Origin of the sequence: Microbacterium sp. AB (assembly GCF_032878875.1) — a bacterium.
Lineage (GTDB): Bacteria > Actinomycetota > Actinomycetes > Actinomycetales > Microbacteriaceae > Microbacterium > Microbacterium betulae.
Genome location: NZ_CP118157.1, coordinates 1356093 through 1375047 on the forward strand (window position 1 = coordinate 1356093; position 18955 = coordinate 1375047).

Consider the following 18955-nt stretch of genomic DNA (forward strand, 5'->3'; position numbering starts at 1 on the left):
CTTGCTGTCGTCGGCGACGGCGGGCCATCGCGTGGGTAAACGCTTTCCGTCAGTGTGTCACATCCGGCCCGGCGGTCGCAACCGCGGGCGGGGCGCCGGCGCCCCGCCCGGTCGGCTCAGCCCGAGCGGCGCGGTCGCTCGGGCACGGCCACGGACGCGAGCGCGGCGCAGCCCAGCGCGGGCACGACGAGCGGGACGAGCATCCACGCCGCGAGCCCCACGAAGCACGCGGCGGCGACGAGGTAGAGCGCCCCGGGGACGTCGCGCGCGACGGACGCGGGGAGCGCGCGGACGGCGGGCCGCCAGCCGGTCTCGGGCGTCCACGCCCCCGAGACCGCGAGGACCGCGCCGCCGAGCGCCGCCAGGAGGGCCCATCCGATCGCCCCGACGATCCCGCCGCCCGGGAGGGCGCCCGAGACGGCGAGGACGACGTCGAGCGCGAGGACCGCGACGATCGCGGCGGCGACGGCGCCCACGGGCAGGCCGCCGGGGAGCGCCGCGCGCAGGTCGGCGCCGAACGCGCGCAGCGACGAGCCCTCGGCGCGCGCGAACCGGCGGAGATGGCGGCTCCCCGCCGCGAGGGCGGCGGGGAGGGTCACGACGGGCAGGCCCGCGGCGGTGACGAGGACGCCCGTGAGCAGCACCTCGCCGAACAGGGCGAACCCGCCGGACGCGCCCGGATTGCGCCCCGGCGCATCGTGCGTTGGGCCGGAGCCCGATGCCGCGGCGCGGCGGGCGGTGCGCTCGCTGCGGCCCATGTCAGCCCTTCAGCCCCTGGGTGGCCACGCCGTCGACGAGGAACCGCTGGAAGACGATGAAGAACAGCAGCACGGGCACGAGGGCGACGAACGACGCCGTGACGGTGGCCCCGTAGTCGCTCGTGGACGTCTGGTCGTTGTAGAGCCGCAGTGCGATCGGCAGGGGGTAGTTCTCCGGGCTGTTGAGGTAGAGCAGCGGCCCCAGGAAGTCGTTCCACGTCCAGATGAAGGTGAAGATCGCGCACGTGATGAGCGCGGGCTTGACGAGCGGGAGGATGATCGACCAGAAGATGCGCGCGTGCCCCGCCCCGTCGATGCGCGCCGCCTCGTCCATGTCCCGCGGGATGTTGCGGATGAACTGGACGATGAGGAACACGAAGAACGCCTCGGTGGCGAGGAACTTCGGCAGGATCAGCGGGACGAACGTGTCGACGAGGCCGAGCTTCTGGAACCAGATGTACTGCGGGATGATCACGACGTGGAACGGCAGCAGCAGCGTGCCGATCATCGCGGTGAAGAGGACGCCGAGACCCCGGAACCTCACGCGCGCGAAGGCGTACGCGGCCAGTGCGGAGGACAGCACGGTTCCGATCACGGCGGAGACGGCGAGGATGAGCGAGTTCGCGTAGAACCGCCACAGCGGCACGCCGGCGATGCCCTCGACGACCTTGAGGTAGTTGTCGATCGTGGGGGCCCACGGCAGCAGGCCCGGGTTCTGCCCGAACTCCGCGTTCGGCTTGAAGGTGGACAGGAGCAGCCAGACGAGCGGATAGATCACGACGAGCGTGATCGCGGTGAGCGCCACGAACCAGACGATCGTCTGCGACGTGCGGCGCGTGAGCCGCCGTCGGGGCGGCTGCTGACCGGTGGTGATGAGGGCGGTGGCGGTCATCGGTCCTCTCCCGCGTAGTGCACCCACGACCTCTGGGTGCGGAACAGAACGAAGGCGAGGACGCCGACGGCGACGAGGACGATCCACGCGATCGCGGCGGCGTAGCCGAACTGGCCGTCCGAGAAGCCCCGCTTGTAGAGGTACAGGGTGATGAAGTTCGTCATGCCCGCCGGGCCCCCGGAGCCGTTGGAGATGATGTACGCCGAGGCGAACACCTGGAAGGCGCCGATGAGCTCGAGCAGCAGGTTGAAGAAGATCACGGGGGAGAGCATCGGGACCGTCACGGCGCGGAAGCGGCGGAACGGGCCGGCGCCGTCGACCTCTGCCGCCTCGTACAGCTCCTTGGGGACCTGCTTGAGCCCCGCGAGGAAGATCACCATCGTGCCGCCGAACTGCCACACCGCGAGGAGGATCATCATCGGGACCACGAGGTCGACGTTGCCGACCCACCCGCCGAGCTCGATCCCGAACAGGCTCAGCGTGGTGTCGACGGGGCCGTCGGTGTTGAACATCGCGCGCCACACGATCGCGACCGACACCGACGCGCCGATGAGCGAGGGGGCGTAGAACGCCGACCGGAAGAACGTCGCGCCCCCGTCGCGGTAGTTCAGCAGCATCGCCACCGCGAGCGCCGCGGCGAGCTTGACCGGGGTGCCCACGATGACGTACACGAGGGTGATCGTCGCGGACTGGACGAACTGCGGGTCGTCCGTGAACATCCGCACGTAGTTGCCCAGCCCGATCCACCTCGGGTCGGTGAAGAGGTTGTACGACGTGAACGACAGGTAGAGCGAGTACGCCATCGGGCCGACGGTGAGGCCCAGGAACCCCACGAGCCATGGCAGCAGGAAGGCGTATCCGGCGAGCGTCTCCCGCAGCGTCTTCCTCTTCAGGCCCGGCCGCGCGGGCGGGGCGGCGGCGCGCGATCGCCGGCGGCCGCGGGCGGCGGCGGTGACGACCGTTCTCGTCGAGGTGGTGGTCATGATCTCCCGATCGGGTCGGGAGGCCCGGACGCGTGCCCGGGCCTCCGCGGTCTCACTGGTTGAGGACGATGTCCATCTCGGAGAAGAACTGGCTCGCCGCCTCCCCGGGCGTGATCGTGCCGAAGCCGAGCTCCAGGCCGAGCTGGCGGAACTTCTCCTCGAGGGTGCCGTACCCGACGATCGGAACGGGCGGCGCGTCGCCGAGGCGGTCGGCGATCGACTCCTCGTAGTCGCGGATCTGCGCGTCGAGGCCCTCGAGCGCCGCGCCCTCGAGCTGCGTCTCGGATGCGGGGAGCCCCCGGTTGGTGCCGAAGACGGCGCCGACCTCGGGGCTGTTCACGAGGAAGTCCACGAGGGTCGCCGCGGCTTCGGGATGATCCGTGGTCGCGGCGATCGCGTGCAGCATCGCCGGCTTGAGGAACAGGTCCTGCGCTCCCTCGACGTCGAGCGGGGGAGCGACGAGCCCCAGCTCCGTGTAGGAGTCGCCGAGATTGCCGAGGTAGCCCGTTCCGAAGTTGTCCCAGTTCAGCTCGCTCGCGGTGAGCGCGGAGTCGAACACGGAGAGGGGATACGCCTCCTCGACCTTCTGCGAGCCCGCGGCGGTCCCGTCCTCGCGGATCGAATCGCCCTGCTCCCAGAACGCCTCGAGATCGTCCTGGGTGAAGTTCGGCTCGCCGTCCTCCGTGAACAGGTCCTCCCCGCCGGCGCGCATCTGGAGCTCGAAGTTCTGGATGCGGCCGGTCCAGTCGACGCCGCCCCAGAGCTCGACGCCCTGGGCGGAGGCGGCGTCGCTGACCTCCTCCATCCAGTCGTCGTAGTCGTCCCAGGTGCCGCCGGCGAACTCCTCGACGCCGACCGCTTCGAGGAGCGCGGGGTTGGTGTAGAGGCCGAAGGCGTTGGTCGACGTCGCGATGGCGAAGTTCCCGTCGGCGACCTCTCCGATCTCCAGGATCTCGTCCGAGAAGGGCTCGTCGTCGATGACGCCGCCGAGATACGGCGCCAGATCGAGGAGGAGGCCGCTCTCGGCGTACTGCCGGAGGTAGGAGTAGTCGAACTGCATCACGTCGGGCAGCCCGCCTCCTGCCGCCTCCGTCTGCCGCTTCTCCCAGAAGGCGGGGAAGTCGAGGAAGGAGTTCTGGACGGTGATGCGGGGGTATTCCTCGTTGAAGGCCTCGAAGGCCTGCTCGTAGAGCCCCGCGCGGACCTCGTTCCCCCAGAACGCGAACGTCAGCGTCACCTCCTCGTCGGGATCGTAGGTCTCGCCCGGTGCGGACGAGCCGGAGCAGCCCGTCAGCGCCAGCGCGCCGATCGTCAGGAGCGCGGCCGGCAGGGCCGGTCTCGTGGTGCGGAACATCGTTGTCCTCTCAGAACGGCGTCGTTCGAGCCCGAACCTCGGTGTGCCGGGCCTGCGCCAGGGAAAGCGCTTGCCGGAACTCTACTGCGCGGAGTCGTCGTTTTCAACACGGCGCGAGCTCGTCGGCGAGCGCGACGAGCTCGTCGGTCTCCCGGACGCGGTCGAGGAACACGAAGCGGTGCGCGAGCGACAGCTCGTCGCCCGGGCGCAGCGCGATGGTCTCCGCGAAGGTCGGCGACGGGGCCAGCACGGGGATCGGCTCGGAGCGCACGAACCAGCGCACGGCCGGGTGCCCGCTCGACCGGCCGGCGAAGGCCAGCACCGTGCCGCCGCCGTCCACCTCGTCGTGGAGCCCGGCGAAGGCGAGCCAGGGCGCCTCCGCGCCCATGACGGCGTCCGCTGCGGCGCCCGTGCGCGCGACGGCCCCCGCGGCCTCCGGCACCGTGACGGTCCCTCCCGAGAACGACCGGGGGAGCCGCAGGAAGACCCCGGAGTACCCGGCGTCCTCGCGGCCGTTCGTCGTCGGGCTGCCGAGCACGAGCTCGCGGTCGCCCGTGCCGCGCAGCGTCGTGACGACGTCGAGCGCCCAGAGCCCCCGCTCCTCGTCGAGCGTGTGGAAGCGGAGTGCGCGGCGTTCGCCGAGCCACGCCTCACCCGCCCGGGTGATCCACGTGAGCTCCTCCTCGACGACCGCCTCCTCGCCGTCCGAGGTCGTCGTGAACCGGTCGTGGCGGATGCGCCCGACGTTGTCGAGCGGCAGGTAGCCCCGCCCGTGCACGTAGGTGTCGCCGCCCCAGAAGTTCTGCCCGGAGACGTCCGTGAGCGTCACCTGCAGTCCCCTGTGCCAGCGGTGGTCCCACGGGCGGAAGCCGGTGAGCGGTGCGCCGGAGAGGGATCGGACGGGGTGCAGGTACGGCTTCGGCCCCTCGAAGGCGGGGGCGTCATCGGCGAAGACGTAACGGGCGACGTCGATCCCGGCGGCGCGCACGACGAGCGCCGAGGCCTCGGCGGACAGCGCGAAGTCACCCACGGGCGGCGGCCTCCCCGTGGGACGCTCGGATGGTGCCGGCGTGGATGCGCGCCGTCGCCTCCCGGGGGTCCGTCCCCGCCATCGAGGCGTAGAACGGATCGCCGGGCACGAGCTCGTCGCGCGACACCGGCCGCCCCGTGAGCGCCGACTTGTACATGCCGGCGGCGAGCTCCATGACGCGGCGCCCGTCGTCTCCGCTCACGCGCGGGCGGACCCCCGCCTCCATCGCGGCGACCATGTGCGCCAGCTGGGGGGCGTGCGTCGTGCTCGGGACGTTCTCCGTCGGCGGCCAGGCGGCGGCCGTGGCCGCATCGACCTGCGGCGCCGGAGTCCAGGTCCAGTGCGCGTTGTCGTAGCCGTAGAGGTGCTCGACCTCGACGGTGGCGAGCTCGAAGTCGATGCGGACCTGGCTCGTCTCCCGGGGCGAGAGCAGGCTGTTGGAGACGGAGCACAGCGCGCCGGAGGCGAAGCGCACGACGGCGAACGAGACGTCCTCGGTCTCGGTCTCGCGCGCGAGGGTCGACATGACCGCCGTCACGTCGGTCCACTCCCCGAGGATCGAGAGGAGCAGATCCATCTGGTGGATGCCGTGGCCCATCGTGGGGCCCCCGCCCTCCGTGGCCCATCTCGCGCGCCACGGCACGGCGAAGTACGACGGGTCGCGATACCAGAGCGTGTCGCACCGTGCGACGAGGGGGCGGCCCAGCGCGCCCCGCTCGACGTGCTCGCGCAGGCGCTCGGCGGCGGAGCCGAACCGATGCTGGAAGACGTAGGCGGCGTAGGGGCCGTTCTCCCGCTCGTGCGAGGCGATCTCGTCGTAGTCGGCGAGCGAGAGCGTCGGGGGCTTCTCCGAGAGCACCCATGCTCCCGCGTCGAGGGCGGCGATCGCGGCGTCCTTGTGGGCGATCGGCGGGGTCGCGAGCGTCACGAGATCGGGCTTCTCCGTCGCGAGAAGCTCGTCGAGGCCGGTGTACCGGGCGCGGACGCCGAAACGCGCGGCGGCGGACTCCGCCGACGCGGGATCGACGTCCGCCACGGCGACGATCTCGACCCGGTCGCCGAGGGCGGCGAGGCTCGGCAGGTGCTGTCCTCGGGCGACGGCTCCCGTCCCGACGACGGCGACACGGATCGGCATGATGCTCCTTCGCAGTGGGAAAACGCTTCCCGTTCACGCTACCCCACGCGACTCCTCGGGGCCATCTCTCCCTCGGCCCTCCGATGTCGGGGGCTGCCCGGCGTGGGACGGGCGGGGCCCGGCGTGGCGTCCGCCGCGGGCGGGGAGCTCGTCCAGCGCGCCCTGCTCGACGATCGCGATGCGCTGCCACGGCCCGCCCGAGAGCCGCGCGCGACGGGTCTCGTCGTCGTCAGCCGACGCGCTCCCGCAGCCAGCGCAGCTGCGCCTCACGCTGGTAGCCCGTGCCGCCCTCGTGCCCGTTGAACGGATACACCTCGATGGACTTGTCCTCTCCCGCCCACGCGTTGAACGCGCCGAACACGGTCGACGGCGGGCAGGTCGCGTCCATGAGCGCCGTGGAGAAGACCGCCGGAGCCGTCGCGCGCGCGGCGAGGCCGACGCCGTCGAAGTACGACAGCGTGCGGTAGACGCTCTCGACCTCGTCGCGGTGCGCCGCGAGGTACATGCGGATCTCGCCGTACGGCATCGTGTCGACGAGGGTCGTCGCACGGGGGAAGTCGCACAGGAACGGCACGTCGGGCAGGGCGCCGGCGACATCGTCCGCGAGCGCGGCCGCCGCGATCGCGAGACCGCCGCCCTGGCTCGTCCCCGCGACGAAGACCGCGACGCCCGGGGCGAGCTTCCGGGCGACGTCGACGGCGAGGGCGGAGTCGGTGTAGGCGCGGCGGTAGTAGTACGTCTCGCGGCTGCCGATGCCGCGCGTCATGACGCCGGGCGCCTGCGAGCCCGTGCCGTGGGGATCCGCCGTCGCCCCTCCCGCGCTGCCGTGGCTCCATCCCTGTCCGCGGGTGTCGACGACGAGGCGCGCGTACCCCGCGAGGGGGTAGGGGCCGGTGTCGTGCGCGAAGCCGCGCCCGCCGGAGTACCCCACGAGCTCGACGACGACCGCCTTCGGCGCGCGGTCGGCCGGAGCCTGCCACCAGGCCCGGATGGCGTCGCCCCCGAAGCCGGCGAACGTCACGTCGTGCACGTCGACGAGCTCGAGGCCCGCGTCGACCCGCTCGAGCCGGGGCTCCCATCCCGCCGCGCGCGACTCCGCGAGCGTGCGCGCCCAGAAGTCGTCGAAGTCGGCGGGCGCCGTCGCGGACGATCGGTAGGCGCGGAGCTGATCGAGGGGCAGATCGAAGTGCGCCATCTCCGGCGTTCCTCCTGGGGTCGTGACGTGCGTCGGGCCGAGGCGAGCCTAGCGCGATCCGGCGGGCGTCGCCGCCGGGACGGACGAGAGCGGGACGCCCGGCCCCGCGGAGGGGACGAGGACGGCTAGAGCGCGTCGATCGCCGCGTTGAGCGTCGCGGAGGGGCGCATGACGGCGGTCGCCTTGGCCGCATCGGGGCGGTAGTAGCCGCCGATGTCGGCGGGCTTGCCCTGCACGGCGACCAGCTCGTCGACGATGGTCCGCTCGTCCGCCGCGAGCCTCTCCGCGAGCGGCGCGAAGGCCGCGGCGAGAGCGGCGTCCTCGGTCTGCGTCGCGAGCTCCCGCGCCCAGTAGAGGGCGAGGTAGAAGTGCGAGCCGCGGTTGTCGATCGTGCCGAGCTTCCGGCCGGGGGAGCGGTCCTCGTCGAGGAAGGTCCCCGTGGCCGCGTCGAGCGTGTCGGCGAGCACCTGGGCCTGGGCGTTGCCGGTCGTCTGGGCGAGGTGCTCGAGGGACGCCGCGAGCGCGAAGAACTCGCCCAGCGAGTCCCAGCGGAGGTAGTCCTCCTCGACGAGCTGCTGGACGTGCTTGGGAGCGGACCCTCCCGCGCCCGTCTCGAACAGGCCTCCGCCCGCCATGAGCGGGACGATCGAGAGCATCTTCGCCGACGTCCCCACCTCGAGGATGGGGAAGAGGTCGGTGTTGTAGTCGCGGAGCACGTTGCCGGTGACCGAGATCGTGTCGAGCCCCTGCCGGATGCGCTCGAGCGAGAAGGCCGTCGCCTCGGCCGGCGGCAGGATGCGGATGTCGAGGCCGGTCGTGTCGTGGTCGGGCAGGTACGCGTTCACCTTGGCGATGACGTTGGCGTCGTGGGCTCGGGTCTCGTCGAGCCAGAACACGGCAGGCGTGCCCGAGAGGCGGGCGCGCGTGACGGCGAGCTTCACCCAGTCGCGGACGGGGGCGTCCTTCGTCTGGCACGCGCGCCACACGTCGCCCTGCTCGACCTCGTGCGAGAGCACGACGTCGCCCGCGCCGTTCACGACGTTGACGGTGCCCGCCGCGGCGATCTCGAACGTCTTGTCGTGGGAGCCGTACTCCTCGGCCTTCTGCGCCATGAGGCCGACGTTGGGGACGCTCCCCATCGTGGTCGGGTCGAGCGCGCCGTGGGCACGGCAGTCGTCGATCGCGGCCTGGTACACGCCCGCGTAGGACGAGTCGGGGATGACGGCGAGCGTGTCGTGCTCCTGGCCGTCGGGACCCCACATGTGCCCCCCGCCGCGGATCATGGCGGGCATCGAGGCGTCGACGATGACGTCGCTGGGCACGTGCAGGTTCGTGATGCCCTTGTCGCTGTTGACCATCGCGAGGGCCGGCCCCTCGGCGAGCCCCTCGTCGAAGGCCGCCCTGATCTCCGCGCCGTTCTCGAGCGCGTCCAGTCCCGCCAGGATCGCCCCGAGGCCGTCGTTCGCCGAGAGGCCCGCGGCCTCGAGGTCGGCCCCGTACCGAGCGAACACGGGCGCGAAGTATGTCTTGACGATGTGGCCGAAGATGATCGGGTCGGACACCTTCATCATCGTCGCCTTGAGGTGGGCCGAGAAGAGCACGCCCTCGGCCTTGGCGCGGTCGATGGCGTCGGCGAGGAACGCGTCGAGCGCCCTGGCGCTCAGGAACGTCGCGTCAACGATCTCTCCGGCGAGGACGGGGAGCTTCGCCTTGAGCACCGTGACGGCGCCGTCCTCGGCGATGTGCTCGATGCGCAGCACGTCGTCGGCGGGGGAGACGAACGACTTCTCGTTCGCGAAGAAGTCGTCGTGGCCCATCGTGGCGACGTTCGTCTTCGAGTCGGCCGACCAGACCCCCATGCGGTGCGGGTGCGCCTTCGCGTACGCCTTCACGGCGCCGGGGGCGCGGCGGTCGGAGTTGCCCTGGCGGAGCACGGGGTTGACCGCGGAGCCCTTGACCCTGTCGTAGCGCGCGGCGACCTCCTTCTCGTCGTCGGTGCGCGGGTCCTCCGGCAGGTCGGGCACGTCGTAGCCGAGCGCCTGGAGCTCGGCGATGGCCGCCTTCAGCTGCGGCACCGATGCCGAGACGTTGGGGAGCTTGATGATGTTCGCGCTCGGCTCGTTCGCGAGCTCGCCGAGCTCGGCCAGGGCGTCGCCGACACGCTGCTCGTCGGTGAGGCGCTCGGGGAACTGGGCGATGATGCGACCGGCGAGCGAGATGTCGCGGGTCTCGAACTCCACACCGGCCTTCGACGCGAAGCCCGCGATGATCGGCAGCAGCGAGTACGTCGCCAGCAGCGGCGCCTCGTCGGTGTGGGTGTAGATGATCTTTGACATGGGTGAGGCGACTCCAGACGGTGGGGTGTTGCCGGTGGTCCGACGGATGCGCGACGGCGCGGTTCTGTCTCGACATCAAGATACCCGGTGGGCCCCTGCCGCACGAAAGCGGGCATCCCTCCCCGCGCGCATCCGCACCCTTCTCCGCCGCGACGATCCACGTGCGCCGCGACAAGGCGCACGGCGGACGGATTCTCGCGGCGGCGGTGGATTCTCGCGGCCGATCGGGGGCCGAGGGCGCACCCGCGGAGCCGCTAGTGTCGGACGGTGGCCGTCTTCGTCGCGTGCGTCTCCGTCGTCCTCCTGAACGTCTACGCGGGCGTCCTCGTCCTGCTGCGCTCCTGGGTGTACGGCGTCCGGCTGTACCGGCCGATGCTGCTGAACATCGCGCTGTCGTTCGTGCCGGTCCTCGGCGCCATCGTGGCCGTCGCGGGGCTCTTCGGGCTCCCGGCCCTGCTCTCGCTCACGTCCGTGCGGCCGGGCATCGCATCCGCCGCCATCTGGGTCTACCTCATCGCCGGCACGTGCGTGTGGGTGCTGTTCTTCCCGAACGCCATCTACCTCATCACCGAGCTGAACTTCAGCCATCGACGCGACGACGATCCCGTGCCGCTCTGGTACGACATCGTGCAGACGCTGACGCTCACCCTCTCCGGCATCGCGAACGCCGTGCTGAGCCTCGCCGTCGTCCAGACGGCCTTCGTCCTGCTCATCGACCCCGACAGCTCGGACGCCGTCCCCGCGTCGAGCTGGGCCTTCGCGGGCGTCATCATCGTCCTCGGGGCGGTCGGCGTCTACCTCGGCCGGTACCTCCGCTTCAACAGCTGGGACGCCCGCCACCCCGCATCCCTCCTCCGCAAGCTCGGCTCGCACCTGCGTCAGCGGGGGAAGGCGCTCGAGGCGGGCGGCTTCGTGCTCACCCACGCCGTGCTCATCGGCCTCGTCTACGCGCCCGTCTACGGGCTCGGCTACCGGGCGCTCGTCGCCGGCTGAGGGGCGCGGCGGCCTGTCCCGACCCCGCCGCGCGCAGAGCCCTAGCCTTTCAGCGCCTTCGTCACGCGCTGCAGCGAGACGGGCTCCGCGGTCCCGAGGCGCTGCGCGAAGAGGCTCACGCGGAGCTCCTCCAGCAGCCAGCGGGCGCGCACGAGGCTCTCGGGGGCGTCCTCGGGCAGGGGGACGGCGCCGCCGGCCTCGTCGAACGCGGCGCGGGCGCGCTCGTACTCGGTCATCCACGCCCTGTCCCTGCCGGGGTTGTCGGGCAGCGCCCCGAGCCGGATGCGCGCCCCCTCCAGGTAGCGGGGCAGGTGCGCGAGGCGATCGAGGCCCGTCTCGGCCACGAACCCGCGGTGGACGAGCCCGGCCAGCTGGCCCCGCACGTCGTTCAGCGCGCCGAGGAGCGCCATCGAGGTCGCTCCCTTCATCGCCCGCTCGACCTCGCGCGCGCTCGTGAGGATGCGCGCCACGAGCGAGACGCACGAGAACACGTCGTCGACCGAGCCGCGCGAGACCTCCTCGCGCAGCCGCTCGAACGCGGCGCGGTCTCGGACGATCCCGTGACGGGCGAGCACGGCGTCGGCGACGGCCGCGCGGCAGTCCTCGATGAGCGCCTTCGCCGACGCATAGGGCGAGGCGGCCAGAGCGAGCTTCTCGTTGGCCGTGAGATGCTCCTGGACGTACGACACGGGCGACGGCACCTGCAGCAGCACGAGCCTGCGCAGGCCCTTCCGGGTGACGCGCACGGCCGTCTCCGCCGTCGCCTCGACGCGCAGCGCGACCGTCTGCCCCTCGTCGACGAGCGCGGGATGGCCGCGCACGACGCCGCCCGCGACGCGCGTGTCGACGACCTCGGGCAGCGCGCCGAACGTCCAGTCCGTGAGACCCGACTGCTCGAGCGCGGGAGCCGCGACGCCCGTGGCCGCCGCGACATCCGTCACGGCGTCCTTCCCGCGGCCGCGCGACTCGCCCTTCGCGAGCTGCCGGGCGACGCTGTCCCGTGTGCGCTCCGCGAGCCGCCGTTGCAGTGCTCCGAGATCGCGATCGGATCCGACCTCCCGGCCACGGCCGTCCACCGCGCGGAACGACATCCGCAGGTGCGACGGCACGCGATCGAGGTCGAAGTCCGCTGCGGTCACCGGCTGGCTCGCGGCGCGCTGCACGAGGCGCGCGAGCGCGTCGAGGAGCGGCGACGCGGGGAGCCCGTCATGGGACTCCGGACCGCCGTCCGCGAGCTCCTCGGAGAGCCTCGCGGCCCAGTCGGCCGCGGGCACGACGTGGCGGCGGATGGCCTTGGGGAGTGCCTTGAGGAGCGCGGTCACGAGCTCGTCGCGGAAGCCGGGCACCTGCCAGTCGAAGCCGTCGGGGCGCAGCGACGCGAGGAGCGGCAGCGGCACGACGACCGTCACGCCGTCGTCCGGAGCTCCGGGCTCGAAGCGGTATGCGAGGTTCAGCGTCTGGTCGCCCTGCGTCCAGCGCGTCGGGAAGTCGCGCGCGTCGGTGGTGGCGGCGCCGTCGACGAGGTCCTCCTCGCGCATCGTGAGGAGCTTCGGAGAGCGCTCGCGGGCGTCCCGCCACCATGCCTCGAACGAGCGAACGTCGGCGACGTCGGCCGGGATGCGCGCGTCGTAGAACGCGTAGACCGCCTCGTCGCCGGCGAGGATGTCGCGCCGGCGCTCGCGGTCCTCCAGCCGCTCGAGCCGGCGGCGGAGCTCGGCGTTCTGACGCAGGAACGCCGTGACCTGCTGCGGGAGGACCGACGGATCCCACTCTCCCTCGACGAGCGCGTGCTGCAGGAACAGCTCCCGCGCCGCAGCGGGGTCGACCCGGGAGAAGAGGATGCGCCGCCGCGGCACGATCTCCACGCCGTAGAGGGTGACCTTCTCGTACGCGACCGCGGACCCTGAGTCCTTCGACCAGTGCGGCTCCGACACCTGCCTCTTGGCGAGGTCTCCCGCGAGCGCCTCCGCCCACGCCGGGTCGATGGCCGCCGCGGTGCGCGCGAAGAGGCGCGACGTCTCGAGGAGCTCGGCGGCCATGACCGCCTGCGGGCGCCGCTTGCGGAGCACCGATCCGGGGAACACCGAGAACCGGACGCCGCGGGCGCCGCGGTACTCCGCGCCGCGCGCCCTGGGGTCCTTCTGCCTCTCGCGCTCGTCGAGGACGCCGATCTGCGACAGCAGGCCGGCCAGCAGCGAGCGGTGCACGGCGTCCGGACCGGCCGCGCCCCCGCCGTCCCGGCCTGCGTCCTCCCGCCTGCCGAGGTCGCGCGTGAGCCCCTGCAGCTGCCGGTGGACGTCGAACCACTCCCGCACGCGGACGTAGTTGAGGAACTCGGAGCGGCACAGCCGGCGGAAGGCGCTCGACCCGAGCTCTCGCTGCTGCTCCTGCAGGTGGTCCCAGAGGTTCAGGAGCGTGAGGAAGTCGCTCGTCGGATCGGCGAAGCGCGCGTGCGCCCCGTCGGCCTGCTCGCGCTGTTCCTCCGGGCGCTCGCGGACGTCCTGGATCGACAGCCCCGCGACGATCGCGAGCACCTCGCGTTGCGCGCCGTTGCGCCGGGCCTCCACGAGCATCCGGGCGAACCGCGGGTCGATCGGGAGCCGGGCGATGTCGCGGCCGATGCGCGTGAGCTGCGGCCGCCCGCCGTCGCGCGTGGGGTGCACGGCCCCGAGCTCGACGAGCAGGTCGAGCGCCGCGCGGACGCCTCGCGCGTCGGGAGGCGTGAGGAAGGGGAACTCGGAGATGTCGCCGAAGCCGAGCGAGAGCATCTGCAGGATGACCGACGCGAGGCTCGTGCGGAGGATCTCCGGCTCGGTGAACGCGGGGCGCCTCTCGAAGTCGTCGTGAGCATAGAGGCGGATGGCGATGCCCGCGCTCGTGCGCCCCGCGCGCCCGGAGCGCTGCTGGGCGGAGGCCTGCGACACCGCCTCGACGGGCAGCCGCTGCACCTTGGCGCGGTTGCTGTAGCGGGAGATGCGCGCCGTTCCGGTGTCGATGACGTACTTGATGCCGGGGACCGTGAGCGACGTCTCGGCGACGTTCGTCGCGAGGACGACGCGACGTCTCAGCCCCGCGACGGATGAGCGCTCGAAGACGCGATGCTGCTCGGCGGAGCTCAGCCGGCCGTAGAGGGGGAGCACCTCCGTGGGAGCCGTCCGGCTGCGGAACGCCCCGCGCACGGCGTCGGCCGCGTCGCGGATCTCGGCCTCGCCCGGCAGGAAGACGAGCACGTCGCCCGGCGCCTCGCGCTCGAGCTCCCGCAGCGCCTGCACGATCGACGCCACGTCGTCCTCGGCGTCGTAGGGGCGCTCGTCGATGTCGGCGGCGGGGGCCTCCTCGCCGTCGGCGGCCGAATGCAGGAGATCCGCGTCGCCGTCGGGCGAGGACCCGCGTGATCCCGCGTCTCTTCCGGCGAGGCGGCCGCGTCTCTCCTGCGTCGTGTCGCCGTCGCCCGCGGCCTGGGTCTCCGCGAGGCGAGGACGGTACCGGACCTCGACGGGGAACGTGCGTCCCGACACCTCGATCACGGGGGCCGGCGTGCCGTCTGCCTCGGCGAAGTGCCGCGCGAACGAGGCGGGGTCGATCGTCGCCGAGGTGATGACGACCCTGAGGTCCGGCCGCTCGGGCAGCAGTCGCTTGAGGTAGCCGAGCAGGAAGTCGACGTTGAGGGAGCGCTCGTGGGCCTCGTCGACGATGATCGTGTCGTAGCGCGACAGCTTCCGGTCGCGATGGATCTCGTTCAGGAGGATGCCGTCGGTCATGAGTGCGATGCGCGTGGACGCCGACACCTGGTCGGTGAAGCGCACCTTGTAGCCGACGAGCCCGCCGAGCTCGACCCGCAGCTCCTCGGCCACGCGCTCGGCGATCGTCCGGGCGGCGAGCCGGCGCGGCTGGGTGTGCGCGATCGACGTCCGCCCGAGCTCGAGGGCGATTTTCGGCAGCTGCGTCGTCTTCCCGGAGCCCGTCGCCCCCGCGACGATGACGACCTGGTGGTCGCGGACGGCCGCGGCGATCTCGTCGCGCGCCGCGCTGACCGGCAGCTCGGGCGGGTAGGAGATGACGGGTTCGGGCATAGCCCTCCACTCTAGACGCGCGCTGACAGCCGCCGATCTGCGTCGGCCTAGGATCGCCCCATGTCGCGTCGCGCCTTCACCCCGGTCGAGCAGCGGATCGACGCCTGGGCGCATCGTCGTCTCGACGCGCTGTCCGGCGGCGGCCCCCTCCGCCGGGCGCTCGTGGAGTTCGCGGTCTTCGCGCTCAAGCAGGCGTGGGCGTGCATCTTCGGCGCCGCGATGCTCGCGGCGATCGTCGCGGCACGCCTGTGGTATCCCGACGACGCGGTCGTCGCCCGCACCGACGCGCTCGTCGTCGCGGCCGTCGTCATCCAGGCGCTCATGCTCGTGTTCCGCCTGGAGAGCGGGCGGGAGCTGTGGGTCATCGTGCTGTTCCACGTGGTGGGGACGGCGATGGAGATCTTCAAGACCGACGTCGGATCCTGGAGCTACGAGGGCGACGGCGTGCTGCGCATCGCGGCCGTGCCGCTCTACACGGGCTTCATGTACGCCGCGGTCGGCTCGTACATGGTGCGGGTGTTCCGGCTGTTCGAGCTGCGCTTCGACCGGTACCCGCCGCTGTGGGCGACGGCGGTCGTGGCCGCGGCGATCTATGCGAACTTCTTCGCGCACCACTTCCTGCCCGACGCACGATGGGTGCTCCTCGCGCTCGTGGTCGTGCTCTACGCGCGCTGCACGATGCACTTCCGGAACCACAGGACGCGGCCGTGGCGGCGGATGCCCGTGCTCGTCGCCTTCGTCGGGGTGGCGTTCTTCATCTGGATCGCGGAGAACGTCGGCACGGCCGCCGGCGCGTGGATCTACCCGGACCAGGCCGACGGATGGCAGCTCGTGTCGCTGTCGAAGCTCGTCTCCTGGCTGCTGCTCATGATCATCTCGGTCGTGCTCGTGACGTTCGTCTACCGCCCGCAGCCGCCCGAGCGTCCCGCCCTCGCGTGAGCATTCCCCGGTCAGGCCGCGAGAATCCACGTGCGCCGTGAGAATGCGGGCGGCAGCGGGATTCTCGCGGGAACGGGATGTGCGGCGGGACGTCAGATGAGCCGGCGCAGCGCCTCTTCGGCGCTCACGCCCTCCGCCGCGGCCCGCGCGCGCAGCCGGGCGTGCTCGTCGGGAGTGAGCGAAAGCCGCAGCTCGACGGGGACCTCCGGCTCGGCGAAGAGCGCGAGCTCCTCGCCGGCCTCCCACAACGCGATCGCGGCGGACCGCGATGCGGCCCGTGCGGTGTTCTCCGACGTCTCCTGGGTCGGCGCGGACGTGCCCCGTACGGGCGCGTCGGTGGGCCCGCCGGCCGGATCGGCCTCATCGAGTCCCGCCCCGCCGAGCCCGGGCCCGCGTTGCGGCTCGTCGCCGCGCTGGAAGGCCTGCGCGGCGCCGTTCGCGCGCCGGTCGGCGGCCTCGTTGAGGGGGTGCCCGGAGTGGCCCTTGATCCACGAGAAGGAGACGGTCCGCCCGTGCAGGGCGTCGTCGATGCCCTGCAGCAGCTCGCGGTTCATCACAGGCTTGCCGTCGGCCTTCCGCCATCCTTTTCGCTTCCACCCCGGCATCCACTTCGTGACCGCGTCGATGACGTAGCGGCTGTCGCATTCGACGACGAGGTCATCGTCGATCCCCGCCGTCGCGCGCAGCAGCTCCAGCACGGCCTGCAGCTCGCCCTGGTTGTTCGTGCCGTGCGGCGACCCGCCCGCCGCCCAGCGGTCGTCATCGATGTACCAGGCCCAGCCCATGGGCCCGGGGTTGCCGAGGGCGGAGCCGTCTGCCGCGGCGGTGATCGTCATCCCGCCAGCGTACGGGGAGTCGCCGGAGCCCCCGGGCGCGCCGCCCTCCCGGCCGTCGCCGCGCCGTCACACGCCCGACTCACGACGGCGGTAGCGTCGGGCGCGTGAAGCTCGAAGACGTCGATCCGTTCATCGGGACCCAGCCGACCGCCCTGCCGGAGCCGCACGGGCTCGCCGCCACGTGGTGGTGGCCCAAGCCGCAGATCGGCAACACCCATCCGGGCGCGACGTTCCCCCTCGGGATGGTCTCCGCGTGCTCCTACTCGGGCGCGTACCCCACGGGCTACGGCGAGTACGGCCTGACGACGGAGGGCGTTCCGCCGCGGATGCGGGAGCGTCCCGTCGCCAGCGGCGTCACGCACTTCCAGCAGAGCGGCACGGGCGCCATCCGCAAGTACTACAACTATGTGCGCGTGACGCCGATGCTCGGCTCGCTCGACGCGCTGGGCGAGCGGTGGGACATCGCCGACGAGGTCGCCTCTCCCGGCTCCTACGCCTTCACGCTCGACGGCGGCGTCCGCTGCGAGGTGACGGTCGGGCCCAAGAGCGCCGTGCACCGGTACACGTTCCCGAAGCACCGCGACGCCCGCCTCGTCATCGACCTGTCGCTCGGCGGCCTCGACATCCCCTACGGCGCGACGATCCCGTTGCGCGCCCACCTGGAGTCCACGGGCCCGGGGGAGGCGGAGGGCGAGATCGTCGTGGAGGGGACGCCCCTGGCGATGCACATCGAGACGGACGCCGCGGGCTGGCGTCAGCTCCTCTGGTACGACAGGCGCCTCATGCCGGGCGGGAAGCGCCTCGACTTCGACGCCATCCGCCCGACGACCCTCCGCCCGTTCGGGCTCATGTGGGCGGGGCCGACGACGGAGGGGCAGACGATCGAGCTGAGGATCGGCTTCTCGCTGCGCGGCGTCGAGCAGGCGGCGCGCAATCTGCGGGCCGACTGCCCGGCGGGCACGGGCTTCGACGGGCGGCGCGCGGCGAGCGAGCTGGCCTGGGCCGAGCATCTCGGCGCCGTCCGTCTCGGGGACGGGCCGGAGGAGCCGACGCCGGCGGAGGCCGACGGGCGGCGCACGGTGTTCGGCACCGCCCTCTACCACTCGCTCGTCAAGCCGTCGCTCGCGGTCGACGAGAGCCCGTTCTGGCCGTCGAAGGGCCCCTTCGTCTTCGACCTGTGCACGATGTGGGACATCTACCGCACCCAGCTGCCGCTCCTCACCCTCCTGCGGCCCGATCGCGCGGTCGAGCTCGGCAACGCCCTCATCACCATCTGCGAGGAGGAGGGGAACTTCCCCATCGGCTACCGGATGGCGAAGGGGTCGGATCGCTTCTCCCGTCAGGCGAGCGCGCTCGCGCACACCTTCCTGGCCGACCTCTGCCAGGCCGGGTTCGACGGCATCGACTGGGAGTGGGCGCTCGTGCACATGCTCTCCGACCTGCGGCGCACCTACGGCGAGGACTTCCTCGCCCACGGCCGGACCGAGCCGGTGACGCACACGCTCGACATCGCGTTCGGATACTGGTGCACGGCGCAGGTGGCCGCGTCCGTGGGGGACGGCAAGGTGCGCGACGAGTGCCTCGCCCTCGCCGGGCGGTGGCCGGGCGCCTTCGACCGCGAGACGGGCCTGCTGCGCGACTCCACCTTCTACGAGGGGACGAAGCACAACTACTCCTACCGGCTCCTGCACGACATGGCGGGCCGGATCGCGCTCGCCGGGGGAGACGACGCCTTCGCGGGTCTGCTCGACGGCTTCTTCGGCTTCGGCGCCGCGCCGGTCCGGCAGCCGGGCGTGCGGCCCGGCGACGTCGAGATGGAGGGCGGCTACGCCCTCGGCCGCTTCGAGGGGCTCAACAACGAGCCCGACATGGACGCGCCCTGGGCGTACACGTACGCGGGGAGGCCCGACCGCACGGCCGAGGTCGTGCACGCCGTGCTCCACCAGATGTTCGGCACGGGGCCCGGCGGGCTGCCGGGCAACGACGACTCCGGCGGGCTCTCGTCGTGGGTCGTGTGGGCGTCGCTGGGGATGTTCCCCGTGGCGGGGCAGGATCTCGTCCTGCTGAACGCCCCCGCGTGGCCCGAGGCGCGCGTCGCGACGGGCGGCGACCGCGAGATCGTCGTGCAGACGAGCGGGTTCCGCCGTGTCGGGCGCGACACCGCTCCGCAGTACGTCCGGTCGATGCGGTGGAACGGCGCGCAGCGCGACGCCGCCTGGCTGTCGGGCGCTCAGCTGCGCGAGGGCGGCGTCCTGGAGGTCGAGCTGGCCGACGAGCCCGGCGACTGGGCGCGCGACCAGCGTCCGCCCTCCCATCCGCACGAGGCCGTCCCGAGCTCCCGCTCGCTCGAGTGAGGCCGGGCGTCACCGACCGGGCACGGGGGCGACACATCGATCGCGTATCATCGCGCGCACTCGCATCCCGAGCCAGG

13 protein-coding genes are annotated in these 18955 nt (G+C 72.4%); 3 read left to right on the top strand and 10 right to left on the bottom strand.

The window, feature by feature from the left end:
• Positions 1 to 116: 116 nt before the first annotated feature.
• From N8K70_RS06370 to N8K70_RS06405, 8 genes are all read right to left on the bottom strand, one after another.
• Positions 117 to 758, bottom strand: coding sequence for a hypothetical protein (locus N8K70_RS06370; protein ID WP_317140762.1), 642 nt, complete (start codon positions 756 to 758; stop codon positions 117 to 119).
• 1 nt (position 759) lies between these two features.
• Complete coding sequence (locus tag N8K70_RS06375) at positions 760 to 1650, bottom strand: carbohydrate ABC transporter permease (protein WP_317140763.1); 891 nt, start codon at positions 1648 to 1650, stop codon at positions 760 to 762.
• Positions 1647 to 2633 (bottom strand): carbohydrate ABC transporter permease, encoded by a 987-nt coding sequence (locus N8K70_RS06380; protein WP_317140764.1) that lies wholly within the window; start codon positions 2631 to 2633, stop codon positions 1647 to 1649. Before N8K70_RS06380 ends, N8K70_RS06375 begins: the two co-directional genes overlap by 4 nt.
• Before the next feature lie 52 nt (positions 2634 to 2685).
• Positions 2686 to 3987, bottom strand: a complete 1302-nt coding sequence (locus N8K70_RS06385; RefSeq protein WP_317140765.1) for an ABC transporter substrate-binding protein — start codon at positions 3985 to 3987, stop codon at positions 2686 to 2688.
• Between the two features lie 103 nt (positions 3988 to 4090).
• A complete protein-coding gene (locus N8K70_RS06390) occupies positions 4091 to 5017 on the bottom strand; it encodes a DUF6807 domain-containing protein (protein ID WP_317140766.1) in 927 nt (308 codons plus the stop codon).
• Complete coding sequence (locus N8K70_RS06395; protein ID WP_317140767.1) at positions 5010 to 6152, bottom strand: Gfo/Idh/MocA family protein; 1143 nt, start codon at positions 6150 to 6152, stop codon at positions 5010 to 5012. The genes N8K70_RS06390 and N8K70_RS06395 overlap by 8 nt, the downstream gene beginning before the upstream one ends.
• A gap of 229 nt (positions 6153 to 6381) precedes the next feature.
• A complete protein-coding gene (locus N8K70_RS06400; protein ID WP_317140768.1) occupies positions 6382 to 7347 on the bottom strand; it encodes an acetylxylan esterase in 966 nt (321 codons plus the stop codon).
• Positions 7348 to 7472: 125 nt separating this feature from the next.
• Positions 7473 to 9683, bottom strand: a complete 2211-nt coding sequence (locus tag N8K70_RS06405; protein WP_317140769.1) for an NADP-dependent isocitrate dehydrogenase — start codon at positions 9681 to 9683, stop codon at positions 7473 to 7475.
• Between the two features lie 267 nt (positions 9684 to 9950).
• On the opposite strand from N8K70_RS06405, the gene N8K70_RS06410 reads away from it, so the two are divergent.
• Positions 9951 to 10676 carry a DUF1361 domain-containing protein gene (locus N8K70_RS06410; protein ID WP_317140770.1) on the top strand — a complete coding sequence of 242 codons (726 nt, stop codon included), beginning with the start codon at positions 9951 to 9953 and terminating at the stop codon, positions 10674 to 10676.
• Between the two features lie 41 nt (positions 10677 to 10717).
• Here N8K70_RS06410 and hrpA read toward each other — a convergent pair whose 3' ends face one another.
• The gene (gene hrpA / locus N8K70_RS06415) at positions 10718 to 14749 is read right to left on the bottom strand and encodes an ATP-dependent RNA helicase HrpA (RefSeq protein ID WP_317140771.1); all 4032 of its coding nucleotides are present in this window, start codon (positions 14747 to 14749) and stop codon (positions 10718 to 10720) included.
• Between the two features lie 60 nt (positions 14750 to 14809).
• Here hrpA and N8K70_RS06420 point away from each other — a divergent pair, with 60 nt between their 5' ends.
• The gene (locus N8K70_RS06420; protein WP_317140772.1) at positions 14810 to 15688 is read left to right on the top strand and encodes a DUF817 domain-containing protein; all 879 of its coding nucleotides are present in this window, start codon (positions 14810 to 14812) and stop codon (positions 15686 to 15688) included.
• A 92-nt stretch (positions 15689 to 15780) separates the two neighbouring features.
• Here the strand turns inward: N8K70_RS06420 and N8K70_RS06425 are convergent, their stop codons facing one another.
• Positions 15781 to 16524, bottom strand: coding sequence for a ribonuclease H family protein (locus N8K70_RS06425; protein WP_317140773.1), 744 nt, complete (start codon positions 16522 to 16524; stop codon positions 15781 to 15783).
• Positions 16525 to 16628: 104 nt separating this feature from the next.
• On the opposite strand from N8K70_RS06425, the gene N8K70_RS06430 reads away from it, so the two are divergent.
• A complete protein-coding gene (locus N8K70_RS06430) occupies positions 16629 to 18878 on the top strand; it encodes a glycoside hydrolase domain-containing protein (RefSeq protein ID WP_317140774.1) in 2250 nt (749 codons plus the stop codon).
• Positions 18879 to 18955: the final 77 nt, after the last annotated feature.

Excerpts from the sequence above, each read along its gene's own strand:
- N8K70_RS06385 (WP_317140765.1), bottom strand. The coding sequence starts at position 3,987 with ATGTTCCGCACCACGAGACCGGCCCTGCCGGCCGCGCTCCTGACGATC.
- N8K70_RS06405 (WP_317140769.1), bottom strand. The coding sequence starts at position 9,683 with ATGTCAAAGATCATCTACACCCACACCGACGAGGCGCCGCTGCTGGCG.
- N8K70_RS06420 (WP_317140772.1), top strand. The coding sequence starts at position 14,810 with ATGTCGCGTCGCGCCTTCACCCCGGTCGAGCAGCGGATCGACGCCTGG.
- N8K70_RS06425 (WP_317140773.1), bottom strand. The coding sequence starts at position 16,524 with ATGACGATCACCGCCGCGGCAGACGGCTCCGCCCTCGGCAACCCCGGG.
- N8K70_RS06375 (WP_317140763.1), bottom strand. The coding sequence starts at position 1,650 with ATGACCGCCACCGCCCTCATCACCACCGGTCAGCAGCCGCCCCGACGG.
- hrpA (WP_317140771.1), bottom strand. The coding sequence starts at position 14,749 with ATGCCCGAACCCGTCATCTCCTACCCGCCCGAGCTGCCGGTCAGCGCG.
- N8K70_RS06400 (WP_317140768.1), bottom strand. The coding sequence starts at position 7,347 with ATGGCGCACTTCGATCTGCCCCTCGATCAGCTCCGCGCCTACCGATCG.
- N8K70_RS06380 (WP_317140764.1), bottom strand. The coding sequence starts at position 2,633 with ATGACCACCACCTCGACGAGAACGGTCGTCACCGCCGCCGCCCGCGGC.
- N8K70_RS06370 (WP_317140762.1), bottom strand. The coding sequence starts at position 758 with ATGGGCCGCAGCGAGCGCACCGCCCGCCGCGCCGCGGCATCGGGCTCC.
- N8K70_RS06395 (WP_317140767.1), bottom strand. The coding sequence starts at position 6,152 with ATGCCGATCCGTGTCGCCGTCGTCGGGACGGGAGCCGTCGCCCGAGGA.